The 12,157-nt window shown below is 64.7% G+C and carries 10 protein-coding genes; 8 read left to right on the top strand and 2 right to left on the bottom strand.

All coding sequences use genetic code 11. The annotated features are described in order from the left end of the window. The first annotated feature begins 93 nt into the window (after nucleotides 1–93). The 4 genes from EBS11_RS12520 to EBS11_RS12505 all read left to right on the top strand — a co-directional run bounded on the left by EBS11_RS12520 (nucleotide 94) and on the right by EBS11_RS12505 (nucleotide 4,128). Nucleotides 94–918: a tetratricopeptide repeat protein gene (locus tag EBS11_RS12520; protein ID WP_290603292.1), complete on the top strand. Its 825-nt coding sequence runs from the start codon at nucleotides 94–96 to the stop codon at nucleotides 916–918. Then, complete coding sequence (locus EBS11_RS12515) at nucleotides 915–1,916, top strand: tetratricopeptide repeat protein (RefSeq protein WP_290603291.1); 1,002 nt, start codon at nucleotides 915–917, stop codon at nucleotides 1,914–1,916. The genes EBS11_RS12520 and EBS11_RS12515 overlap by 4 nt, the downstream gene beginning before the upstream one ends. Before the next feature lie 68 nt (nucleotides 1,917–1,984). After that, nucleotides 1,985–3,199 (top strand): AGE family epimerase/isomerase, encoded by a 1,215-nt coding sequence (locus tag EBS11_RS12510; protein ID WP_290603290.1) that lies wholly within the window; start codon nucleotides 1,985–1,987, stop codon nucleotides 3,197–3,199. Beyond that, a complete protein-coding gene (locus EBS11_RS12505) occupies nucleotides 3,196–4,128 on the top strand; it encodes a carbohydrate kinase (RefSeq protein ID WP_290603289.1) in 933 nt (310 codons plus the stop codon). The genes EBS11_RS12510 and EBS11_RS12505 overlap by 4 nt, the downstream gene beginning before the upstream one ends. Before the next feature lie 27 nt (nucleotides 4,129–4,155). On the opposite strand, the gene EBS11_RS12500 is transcribed toward EBS11_RS12505, so the two are convergent. Together EBS11_RS12500 and EBS11_RS12495 are read right to left on the bottom strand one after the other, a co-directional pair. Further along, the gene (locus tag EBS11_RS12500) at nucleotides 4,156–5,235 is read right to left on the bottom strand and encodes a LacI family DNA-binding transcriptional regulator (RefSeq protein ID WP_290603288.1); all 1,080 of its coding nucleotides are present in this window, start codon (nucleotides 5,233–5,235) and stop codon (nucleotides 4,156–4,158) included. Then, nucleotides 5,219–7,132 (bottom strand): glucokinase, encoded by a 1,914-nt coding sequence (locus EBS11_RS12495; RefSeq protein ID WP_290603287.1) that lies wholly within the window; start codon nucleotides 7,130–7,132, stop codon nucleotides 5,219–5,221. The genes EBS11_RS12500 and EBS11_RS12495 overlap by 17 nt, the downstream gene beginning before the upstream one ends. A gap of 347 nt (nucleotides 7,133–7,479) precedes the next feature. On the opposite strand from EBS11_RS12495, the gene EBS11_RS12490 reads away from it, so the two are divergent. From EBS11_RS12490 to EBS11_RS12475, 4 genes are all read left to right on the top strand, one after another. After that, a complete protein-coding gene (locus EBS11_RS12490; protein ID WP_290603286.1) occupies nucleotides 7,480–8,778 on the top strand; it encodes a carbohydrate porin in 1,299 nt (432 codons plus the stop codon). A gap of 244 nt (nucleotides 8,779–9,022) precedes the next feature. Then, nucleotides 9,023–10,276: an ABC transporter substrate-binding protein gene (locus EBS11_RS12485; protein WP_290603285.1), complete on the top strand. Its 1,254-nt coding sequence runs from the start codon at nucleotides 9,023–9,025 to the stop codon at nucleotides 10,274–10,276. A 128-nt stretch (nucleotides 10,277–10,404) separates the two neighbouring features. Beyond that, a complete protein-coding gene (locus EBS11_RS12480; RefSeq protein WP_290603284.1) occupies nucleotides 10,405–11,289 on the top strand; it encodes a sugar ABC transporter permease in 885 nt (294 codons plus the stop codon). Then, nucleotides 11,286–12,155: a carbohydrate ABC transporter permease gene (locus tag EBS11_RS12475; protein WP_290603283.1), complete on the top strand. Its 870-nt coding sequence runs from the start codon at nucleotides 11,286–11,288 to the stop codon at nucleotides 12,153–12,155. Before EBS11_RS12480 ends, EBS11_RS12475 begins: the two co-directional genes overlap by 4 nt. Nucleotides 12,156–12,157 lie beyond the last annotated feature (2 nt).

The raw sequence follows: 12,157 nt of genomic DNA, 5'->3' as shown, positions 1-12,157 counted from the left end.
ACTTCGCGTGCAGTGCGCGCCTCCTTGGCGCGGCATCGGCTACCATGCGTGTTTTCTCTCTCCCGATACCATCGCATGCCCAAGAAATTTCTCTTGCTGCTCCCTTTTCTGCTGCCGCTGCCCGTCCTGGCCCAGACGTCGCCCACCTTGCTCGACCTGCAGTTGATCGCCATCAAGGCCAGGGCCGATGCATCGGCCAGCAGTCCGGAGAGCATCGCCGAATTTGCCGAGACCCGGCGCGTGGCGGAAACGGGCGACGCGGAGGCGCAGCTGGAACTGGCGCGCATGCTGCAGCTGGGCGTCGGCACGCCGCAGGACACGGCGCAGTCGATGGCCTGGATACGCAAGTCGGCCGAAGGCGGCTATGCGCCGGCGCAATCGGCCTTGGGGCTGGCCTATGCGGTGGGCGGCAAGGTGCCCGTCGACCGCGTGCAGGGCGAATACTGGCTGCGCAAGGGCGTGGCGCAAGGCGACGCACTGGCGCAAACCATCCTGGCGCTGGAATTCATCGACGGCGGCAGCTCTCCCGAAGAACAGGCGCTGGCCATCATATGGTTGAAGAAGGCCGCGCTTGAAGAACACTTTATTCCCGCCTACAACGCGCTCGGCGAACACCTGATGCGCGCAGCCGCCGACGAGCAGGATCGCGGCGAGGCCTTCCACTGGTATGACAGGGCGGCGCGCGAGCAGGAGCCGGCCGGCATGCGCAACCTGGCCCGCGCCCATGAACTGGGGCTGGGGGTGGCACAGTCGGACAAGCTGGCCCTGGTCTGGTACGAGCGGGCGGCATGGAGCGGCGACCTGCCCGCCATGCGGCGCATGCTCGATGTGTATGTCAAGGGTGAACTGGGGCAGGCGGCGAATGCGGAAGACGCCGCGCAATGGCGCGCCAAGCTGGCGCAGAAGGAAAACAAATGAAGACCATCCTGTTTGTATTGAGCGTGGCCCTGGCGCAGCCCTTGCTGGCGCAGCCAGCGTCCACCGGGGAACCGGGCCAGCATCCGGCGCTGGTGGAATTCGATACCAAGGGCCTGGATGACATGCGCGCACGGGTGCAGGCCGTGACCGGCCGCCCGGCCGACCTGTCGCCGGACAAGGTCGCCGCCTTCGGGATGGCCCGTCGCGCGGCCGAAGGGGGCGACACTGCCGCCCAGCTGGAGCTGGCCCAGATGCTGCACGGCGGCGAGGGCGCGCCGCGCGACTTTGACGCCGGCCTGGCGTGGATGCGCAAGTCGGCGGAAGGCGGCTATGGCCCCGCGCAGGCTTTCCTGGGCATCGCCTACACGCTGGGCCAGGGCATGGCCATCGACCGCAAGCTGGGCGAATACTGGTCGCGCAAGGGGGCCGCGCAAGGCGTGGAACTGGCCAACTACACCTTGGCCATGCACTACGAAAGCATCCGCAGCAGCCCGGAAGAGCAGGCGCACGCGCTGCACTGGCTGAAATTCTATGCCGAAAATGGCTTCATCCCCGCCTACAATGAGATCGGCTACCGCCTGATGATGACGGCGAAGGACGAGGCGCAGCGCAAGGAGGCGTTCGGCTGGTACATGCAGGCGGCCAAGGCACTCGATCCGTCCGGCTTGAACAATGTCGCGTATTCCTACGAAGTGGGGCAGGGCGTGCCGCAAAGCGACGAGGCGGCCCTGGGCTGGTACGAGATGGCGGCCATCGCCAAGAGTCCGCCGGGCCAGACGGGCTTCGCCCGCCTGCTGGAGCAGGGGCGCGGCGGCCCGACGCGGCAAGGGCCGGCGCCGCCGCCGTTCGCGCTGTACCTGCTGGCCGCCACGCAGGGCGACGAAGAGGCGATGCAGCGGCTGGTGAAAGTGTTCGAGAACGGGGAACTGGGGCAGCAGGCCAGCCCCATGCGGGCGGCGCTGTGGCGGGAAAAGCTGCGGAGCGCGCCGGCCCCCTGATAGACCGAGACGGCGTGAAAACGGCATGCTATCATCATTGTTATCGATAACAATTATATGAGATATTCATGAATCCCGATTTTCGTTCCAAGGACATGCTCGAAGCGCATATTCTGCACACCATGCGCTTCTACCATCCGCGCGCCATCGATCCCAGCGGCGGCTTCTATCACTTCTTCCTCGACGATGGCACGGTGTACGACGCCAGCACGCGCCACCTGGTCAGCAGCACGCGCTTCATCTTCAATTACGCCATGGCTTGCCGCCATTTCGGCGGCGACGACTACCAGGCGGCCCTGCGCCACGGCGTGGCCTTCCTGCGCGACGCGCACCGCGACCCGGCCACGGGCGGCTATGCCTGGCAACTGAAGTGGCAGGACGGCGTCGGCACGGTGGAAGATGGCGCCAACCACTGCTACGGCCTGGCCTTCGTGCTGCTCGCCTATGCGCATGCGCTGCAGGCGGGCATGCCGGAAGCGCGCGCCTACCTGGACGAAACCTTCGAGCTGATGGAGCAGCGTTTCTGGCTGCCCGAACACGGCCTGTACGCGGACGTGGCCAGCGCCGACTGGGCCACGCTGGACGGCTACCGTGGCCAGAACGCCAACATGCATGCCTGCGAAGCCATGCTGGCCGCGTTCGAGGCGACGGGCGAAGCGCGCTACCTGCACCGCGCGGAAACCTTGGCGCACAATATCACGGTGCGCCAGGCGGGCCTGGCGAACGGCATGATCTGGGAGCACTACAAGCCTGACTGGTCGATCGACTGGGACTACAACCTGCACGACAAGAGCAATATCTTCCGTCCCTGGGGCTACCAGCCCGGCCACTTCACGGAGTGGGCCAAGCTGCTGCTGATCATGGAGCGCCACGCCAGGTTCATGGCGGGGCCGTCCGACTGGCTGCTGCCGCGCGCGCGCGCACTGTACGATACGGCCCTGGCCAAGGCCTGGGACGGCCAGCATGGCGGCATCCACTACGGATTCGGCCCGCACGATGAAATCTGCGATGGCGACAAATACTTCTGGGTGCAGGCGGAAAGCTTTGCCGCCGCCGCTGTGCTGGCCGCCCGCACGGGGGAAGAGGGCTACTGGACCAGCTATGACAGGATCTGGGACTACAGCTGGCAGCATTTCGTCGACCACGAGCATGGCGCCTGGTACCGCATCCTCACGCCCGAGAACCAGAAAATCAGCAACGAGAAAAGCCCGGCCGGCAAGGTCGATTACCACACCATGGGCGCCTGCTACGAAGTGCTGAACGTGATCGGCGGTGCCGTATGAGCGCCGCCGCTTTTCCCTCTTTCCCCCGTTTCGTCTCCGCCGGCGAGGCGCTGACGGACATGCTGCGCACGGGCGCCGATGAATGGAGCAGCCAGGTGGGCGGCTCGACCTGGAACGTGGCGCGCGTGATGGCGCGCCTGGGCGTGCCCAGCGCCTTTGCGGGCGCCGTCAGCCTGGACGTGTTCGGCGACGCGCTGGCGCAGGCGACCGACGTGGCGGGGCTGGACATGCGTTTCTTGCAGCGCCATGCGAAGTCGCCCCTGCTGGCCATCGTGCACGAACTGCATCCGCCCACCTATTATTTCATCGGTGACGACAGCGCCGACCTGCATTTCGACGCGGCCCTGCTGCCGGAAGGCTGGATGGCGGGGGCGCAATGGGTGCATTTCGGCGGCATCAGCCTGGCGCGCGAACCGCTGGCGGGCAAGCTGGTGGCGCTGGCGCAGGAACTCAAGGCGGCCGGCGTGAAGATCAGCTACGACCCGAACTTCCGCGTCATGATGGATGAACGCTACGACGCCACCCTGCACCGCATGACGCAGCTGGCCGACGTGGTGAAGGTGTCCGATGAAGACCTGGCGGGCCTGTTCCGCCACGACGATATCAACAGCGCATTCGCCACCCTGCGCGGCTGGAACCCGCAGGCCACCTATTTGTATACGTGCGGCGCGCAGGGCGCGGCCCTGTACCGGGGCGAGCAGACATGGCAGGCGGCACCGCCGCAGATCGAGGTGGTCGATTCCGTCGGCGCGGGCGACGCCAGCATCGGCGGCTTGCTGTACAGCCTGATGTACCGGCCTGACGCGGACTGGGGCGAGCACTTGCGCTTCGCCGTGGCGGCCGGGGCGGGCGCCTGCCTGGCCGCCGGCGGCTCGCCGCCGTCCGTGGCGCTGGTGGAGTCGCTGGCGGCGCGCACGGTGGTGCGCTAGCTGCAGTAGTCCAGCGAGCCGCCGGGATCAGGCCCGGCGGGGCTGATCCCGCGCAACGGGTCCCGTCGATGCCCGCGTCATCAGGGTAAACGGCATCAGGTGATGCGTGGCGGGCGCCAGTTCTCCCGCGCGGCGCTGGCGGATCTCGTCGATCACCAGGGTGACGGCGGCGCGCGCCATGTCGGCGATGGGCTGGTGGATGGTGCTCAGCTCGGGCCACACGGTGGTGGCGACGGGCGTGTCGTCGAAGCCGCACACGCTCAATGCCAGCGGCACCTGCAAGCCCATGCCGTGCGCCACGGCCAGGGTGGCGGCGGCCATGTCGTCATTGCTGGCGAAGATGGCGCTGGGCAGGGTCGCTGCGGCCAGCAGCTGGCGCGCCGCGTCGAGTCCCGAACGGTAGGTGAAATAGCCTTGCGCCACGCGCTCTGGCCGCACCTGCAAGCCTGCGTCCCGCATGGCGTCGTCGTAGGCCTGGCGGCGCAGCAGGGCGGGCGTATGGGCCGGGTCGCCCTCGATGAAGCCGATGTCGCGGTGGCCCAGCGCGAGCAGGTGGCGCATCATGGCCAGCGCGCCCTCGTAGTCGTCGATGCGCACGGCCGAGACGTCCGGCGAGGGCCGCGCCGTGGCCACGGCGATGGCGGGGATGCCCATCTGGTTCAGCTGCGCCAGCACCTGCGGCGAATCGCACAGGGGCGGCGGCACGAGGATGCCGTCCACGCCGGCCGCCACCAGGCAGCCGATGGCGGCGCGCTGGCTGGCCAGGTCGCCGCAGCGCTCCAGCAGCAGCTGGCCGCCGCCCTGGCGGCACTGGTCCATGGCGCCGACCAGAAATTCGCTGAGGAAGGCGGCGCTGGGGTTGCTGTACAACAGGCCGATGCGCAGGGTGCCCGTGCGCGCCGCGCGCGCCGCCAGATTCGGCTGGTAGTGCAGGCTGGCGATCGCGGCCTCGACCTTGCCGCGCGTGGCGGCGCTGACGCTGGCGCGCCCGTTGATGACGCGCGACACCGTCATGGCCGACACGCCGGCCAGGCGCGCCACGTCGTGCACGGTGGCGCCGCTGCTCGTGTCCAGGGCGGCCGGCGCCGCCTTATTCGAGGTGGCCACCGAATTTCAGCTTGCCGCTGATGCGCATGCCGTGCAACTGTCCCTCTTCCAGTTCGGCCGCGCTGGTGCGCTGCGCCGTATCGCGCCGCGCCAGGCCGACGGACAGGATATCGAGCATCATCAGCTGCAGCAGGCGCACGATCATGGGCACGAAATTGAGGTTGCCTTCCGGGTGGTTCAGGGTCAGCAGCACGTCGGCCACCTTGGCCAGCGGCGAGCCGCTGGCCGTGATGGCCAGCACGCGCGCGCCGCAGCCCTGCGCCACTTTCACGGTGCGCAGCAGGTCGGGCAGGGCGCCCGAGCGGGAAATGACCAGCGCCACGTCGCCCGGTTTCAGCATGGCGGCGCTCATTTCCTGCGCCTGCGGGTCGGCGAAGAAGCTGCTGACGATGCCCAGGTTGAGCAGTTTCTGCTGCATGTCGTCGGCCACCACGCGGGCGCTGCCGACGGCCAGCAATTCCACGCGCTGCGCGCTGCGCAGCAGTTCGATGGCGGCCGTCAGGGCCTTCACGTCGAGCATGTCGCGCAGGGCCAGCGCGGCCGAGGCGTTATTGCCCAGCACCTTGCGCGCCAGTTCGGCGTCGGAATCCGAGATCTCCACGTGGCAGTGGGCCACCGTGATGGCGCCGCCCGTCAGGCCGGATGCCAGCTTCAGCTTGAAATCTGCCAGGCCCTGCACGCCGATCGAGCGACAGAAGCGCATCACCGTGGGCTGGCTCACGCCGACGCGCTGGGCGATTTCCGCGATGGGCAGGGTCAGCATAGCGTTCGGTTCCTTCAGTACCCAGTCGGCCACCTTGCATTCGGAAGGGCTCATGCGCCCGCGCGCCTGGCGCACGGATTCGAGCACGGGCGCGCCGGAATGGGCGCGCTTGAGCTTTTGCGCCAGGATGGCGGCGATGCCCAGGAAGGTCGGCAGTTCGGCCGTGATCAGAAAGGTGGGAATCTGCGCCAGGTATTCGTTCAGGCGGCCCTTCTGCTCGAAACGGGCGCGGAACTGCGACTGCTCGAACAAGGGGCCCAGGCGCGGCACGATGCCGCCGCCGATATAGATGCCGCCCAGCGCGCCCAGGGTCATGGCCACGTTGCCCGCGATGGAGCCGAGGATGGCGCAGAAGCAGTCCACGGCCTCGATGCACACGTCGCATTCGTTGGCCAGGGCGCGGCTGGTGATTTCGGCCGCCGGCAAGGGCAGGGCGTCGGGATGGCCGGCGCGTTCGGACAGGGCGCGGTAGATCAGTTCCAGCCCGCGGCCGGAAGCGAGGCGCTCGGCCGAGACGTGCGACAGTTCGCGCCAGGCGAAGGACAGCACGTCCATCTCGCGCTGGTCGCAGGGGGCGAAGCTGACATGGCCGCCTTCGCTGCCCAGCGCGATCCAGCGGTCTTCCGCCGGGATCATGCCGGATACGCCCAGGCCCGTGCCCGAACCGAGCAGGCCGATGACGCTGTCGGCGCGCGCCATGCCGCCGCCGATCTGCTGGCGCTGGTCCGGCCGCAGGTAGGGCAAGGCCATGGCCAGCGCCGTGAAGTCGTTTACCACCAGCAGGGTGTCGAGGCCCAGCGCGTCGCGCATGGCTTCGATCGAGAAGAACCAGTGGTGGTTCATCATGCGGATGGTGTCGTCGTCGATGGGGTTGGCAATCGCGATGGCGGCGTGGCGCACGCGCGCCGAGCCGGCCGCGCGCGCATCGCTGCTGTCCATGTAGGCGGTGATGGCGTCGAGCAGCGAGGCGTAGTCGTCGCAGGGCAGCACGGCCACGGCCTCCAGGTGGCCCTGGCGCGTCTCGAGCACGAAACGGGCATTGGTGCCGCCGATGTCGGCCAGCAGGCGCGGCCCGTCAGTGAAGCGCTCCGCCGGGTCGCTGCCTGCTACTTCCATTTTTTCATCAATTTTCATGGCGGTGCTTTATCTCGTATGCGTGCGCTGTCGTGGCGGCGCACTGTCGTTATGGGCAAAAACCAAGGATTTTAATTCGTATACGTCCCGCGTGCCGAAAAATGCAGCCCGGTCTTGCAGATGCGCATGCGTGGCGTCAAAAAACGGACGCGCCACGCTGCAAAAGCGGGGCAGGCAGACGGCAAATAAGAGCGCCAATAAAGTGTCGCAGAGTAGTCGTAGGATTACAACATAATATGTTGATATTTGTTCGTAGTATAGTTACTATGTCCCTGCTGGAAAGAATTCTGGCCAGTACATTCGGCCACGAATGACTAGATAAAAAATAACTACTGAGGAGACTTACCATGCTGCATCGCAACATGTTGAAGGCTGTGTTGAAGACACTGCCTGCTGCCATCGTCTTAGCCATCGCCAGCGGTTCCGCAGCTGCCGACCCCATGTACCCATCCGACTCCGAAGGCTTCCACGGCTACCTGCGCGCTGGCGCCGGCAGCAATACCTCGGGCGATGGCGGCTCACAAGGCTGTTTCGGTCTGGGCGGCAATACCATGAAATACCGTCTGGGCAATGAGTGCGACGCCTACACGGAGTTCGGCTACACCAAGTCCATCGCCAAGTCCGGCGGCGTGAACTACCTGGCCACCATCTGGGTCAACGCCTACGCGCCGAATTCCGATTTCGGTGACAACAAGCTGGGCATCGTCAAGGCCTACGTCGAAGCACAGGGACTCGACTTCCTGAACGGCGGCACGGCCTGGGTCGGCAAGCGTTTCTACTACCGTCCCGACATCCACATGCTGGATATGCAGTACATCAATATGAACGGCACGGGTGCCGGCCTGGACCGCATTCCCGCCGGCCCGGGCAAATTCTCGTACGCCTTCTTCAAGGATAACGACATCAATGCCCGCGATCCCGTCACGGGCGCCATCCTCGGCACCCGTTCGGCCGTGCGCCAGAACTTCATCTACGGCGAAATTCCCGTGAATGAAAACGGCACCCTGGACCTGGCCGCCACCATCATCACGGCCGAAGGCAAGGATAACGACATCTACGGCCCGAAACATAACGGCTGGCAACTGTCGGCCTTCCACCGTCAAGGCAAGGTGTTTGGCGGCGGCAATACCTTCGGCGTGCAGTACGGCGTCGGCCCTGGTATCGGCGGCGACGGCAACGGCCAGTTCGGCGCCTCGGGCAACACGGCTTTCGGTTCGGACCGCAAGCGCACCCGCGTCTTCAATGACATGGCGATCCAGCCGATGGAAAACTTCGGCATGGAATTCGTTGCCCTGTGGCAAAAAGATGAGTCCAACGCCACCGGTTCTTCGACCTGGACCTCGGTGGGCGTGCGTCCCGTCTACGCCTTCACCAACAACTTCAAGCTGGTGGGCGAACTGGGCACGGACCGCGTGACGCAAGCCGGCGGCCTGCCGGCCAAGCGCCTGACCAAGCTGACCATCGCGCCGACGATCTCGGCCGGTCCTGGCCTGTGGTCGCGTCCCGAGCTGCGCGCTTTCGTGACGTACGGCAAGTGGAACGATGCGGCCACCGCCTCGGTCAACGCGTCCAACAACGGCGGCCCGATCTACAACAACAATACCAGCGGCACGTCGTATGGTTTCCAAGTGGAAACTTGGTTCTAATTTAGCCGGCGTTGTAAGTCTAGATCAACCTGGCGCATCCTTCGCGGATGCGTTTTTGGCGCCGTCCCGTGATATAAATGCAATGTAGTCATGTCATGGATCACGGCGCCGTCTTTTCACTGTAGATGATGCCCGTTTGCAAGCGGGTCTGAGCACAAGAGCGCCGGCACAGGCGCACATTTCACCTTTTTCGGCCCCGTATGCCGAAGCCCCCTAAAAGCTTGATCAAAAAAGGAATGTGGAGATGAAACTGAAATTCAAGATTACCCAACTGGCCGCATTGACCACCCTCGCATTCGCCGGCAGCGCCTTCGCGACCGACGTGGAAGTGCTGCACTACTGGACGTCCGGCGGCGAAGCCAAGTCCGTGGGCCAGTTGCAGCAAATCGTGAAAGAAAGCGGCTATGGCTGGAAAGACTTTGCCGTGGCTGGCGGCGCAGGCGAAAACGCCGCGACCGCACTGAAAACCCGCGTCATTTCCGGCAATCCGCCAACGGCCGCGCAGATCAAGGGTCCGTCGATCCAGGAGTGGGGCGCGGAAGGCGTGCTGGCCAATATCGATGATGCTGCCATTCCAGGCAAATGGGATGCCGTGCTGCCGAAAGTCGTCGCCGACATCATGAAGTACAAGGGCCACTACGTTGCCGCGCCAGTCAACGTCCACCGCGTCAACTGGATGTGGGTCAACCCGGAAGTGCTGAAAAAAGCCGGCGTGACCGCCACGCCAACCACCTGGCCAGCCTTCTTCGAAGCGGCTGAAAAGATCAAGAAATCGGGCGGCATCGCGATTGCCCACGGCGGCCAGCCATGGCAGGACGCCACCGTGTTTGAATCGGTCGCGCTGGGCGTGGGCGGCACGGAGTTCTACAAGAAGGCCATCCTGAAGCTGGACCAGAAGGAATTGACCGGCCCGACCATGCTCAAGGTGTTCGACACCCTGGGCAAGGTCAAGACCTACATCGACAAGGATGCGGCAGGCCGCGACTGGAACCTGGCGACCGCCATGGTCATCAACAACAAGGCAGGCTTCCAGTTCATGGGCGACTGGGCCAAGGGCGAGTTCACGGCTGCCGGCAAGGTGCCGGGCAAGGACTACCTGTGCGTGGCCGCTCCTGGTACGGACAAGGCCTACACCTTCAACATCGATTCGTTTGCCATGTTCACGCAAAAGGATGCGAATGCGAAGAAAGGGCAGATCGCCCTGGCCAACGCCATCATGAATCCGAAGTTCCAGTCGATCTTCAACCTGAACAAGGGTTCCATCCCCGTGCGTTCGGGCGTTTCGCGCGACAAGTTCGACGCTTGCGCGATCAAGTCGATGGATGACATGGACGCGACCAACAAGACCGGCGGCCTGGTGCCGTCGTTCGCCCACGGCATGGCCCTGCCATCGGCCACGCAAGGCGCGATTTTCGACGTCGTCGCCAAGTTCATGAACACCAACATGAGCTCGAAAGATGCGGTTGCCGAGCTGGCCAAAGCGGCAAAAGTGAAGTAATCGGCACGGGGCGCCCGCTGGCGCATGTGTAACTCCCCCTACACGTGCGCCATCGCGGCGCCTTGCTGCAGCTTGGCGGTCGCCGGTCATGCCGGCGCCACTCACCGTTCTACTTCTACGGCTGTCCTATGTCCTTACGCAAGCATTTCGACCGATGGATACCACAGATGGTGCTGGGCCCTACGCTCATCGCCAGCCTGATCTTCGTCTATGGTTTTATCTTTTTGACCGGTTGGCTGTCGCTGACCGAATCGCGGCTGATGCCGAACTACGAGTTCGCCGGCCTGGTGCAATACATCGAGCTGTTCGATAACGAGCGCTGGTGGACCTCGCTCAAGAACCTGGGCATCTTCGGTGTCCTGTTCATCGGTTGCAGCATCGCCATCGGCCTGTTCCTGGCCATCCTGCTGGACCAGAAAATCCGCGCCGAAGGCGCGCTGCGCGCCATCTACCTGTATCCGATGGCGCTGTCCTTCATCGTCACCGGCACGGCCTGGAAATGGATGCTCAATCCCAGCCTGGGGCTGGAAAAAGTCATGCACGACTGGGGCTGGACCTCGTTTACCTTCGACTGGCTGGTGAACTCCGACATGGCCATCTACACGGTGGTGATCGCCGGCGTGTGGCAGTCGTCCGGCTTCGTCATGGCCCTGTTCCTGGCCGGCCTGCGCGGCATCGATGACGAGATCATCAAGGCGGCGCAAGTCGACGGCGCATCCCTGCCGACGATCTACTGGCGCATCGTGATTCCCGCCATGCGGCCCGTGTTCTTCAGCGTGCTGCTGATCCTGGCGCATATCGCCATCAAGAGCTTCGATCTGGTCATCGCATTGACGGCTGGCGGACCTGGCAACTCGTCGTCCGTGCCGGCCATCTTCATGTACCAGTTTTCCTTCACCCGCGGCCAGCTGGGCCTGGGCTCGGCATCGGCAATGATGATGCTGGCCACCATCGTGGCCGTGCTCGTGCCGCTGATGTACCTGGAAACGCGCAGCGCAAAGGCGATGAGATGACACCTACCCGTAATAATCGCCTCACCCTCGGACGGGTGGTGGTATACCTGCTGCTGATTCTGTTCGCGGTGTACTACATCGTGCCCCTGTACGTGACCCTGTCGACGTCGTTCAAGTCGCTCGACGAGATCCGCAGCGGCAACCTGCTGGCACTACCGCACGTGTGGCAGTTCGATTCCTGGGCCAAGGCCTGGTCCTCGGCCTGCACGGGCGTCACCTGCGACGGCATGCAGCCGTTCTTCTGGAACTCGATCAAGATGGTGATTCCCGCCGTGCTGATCTCGACCTTCCTGGGCGCCTTCAATGGCTATGTGTTCGCGCACTGGCGCTTCCGCGGTTCCGAAGCCCTGTTCGCCGCCTTGCTGGTGGGCTGCTTCATCCCGTTCCAGGTGGTGATCCTGCCGATGGCACGCCTGCTGGGCGAATTCGGCCTGGCCAATACCACCACGGGCCTCGTCTTCGTCCACGTGGTGTACGGCACCGCCTTCACGACCTTGTTCTTCCGCAACTATTACATCGGCGTGCCGGAAGAGCTGATCAAGGCGGCCCGCATCGACGGCGCCGGCTTTTTCTTGATCTTCCGCAAGATCGTGCTGCCGATTTCGGGTCCGATTTTCGTCGTCTGCATCATCTGGCAATTCACGCAGATCTGGAACGACTTCCTGTTCGGGATTGTCTTCGCCAGCGGCGATTCGCAGCCGATCACGGTGGGCTTGAACAACCTGGTCAACACGTCCACGGGCGTGAAGGAATACAACGTCAACATGGCGGCCGCGGTGATTGCCGCGCTGCCGACCCTGCTGGTCTATCTGGTCGCAGGCCGTTATTTTGTGCGCGGTCTGACCGCAGGCGCAGTCAAAGGTTAAGG

This window comes from Janthinobacterium sp., from assembly GCF_009923995.1.
In the GTDB taxonomy this organism is placed as follows: Bacteria; Pseudomonadota; Gammaproteobacteria; order Burkholderiales; family Burkholderiaceae_D; genus Janthinobacterium.
This window is presented reverse-complemented; position numbering and strand designations above follow the sequence as displayed.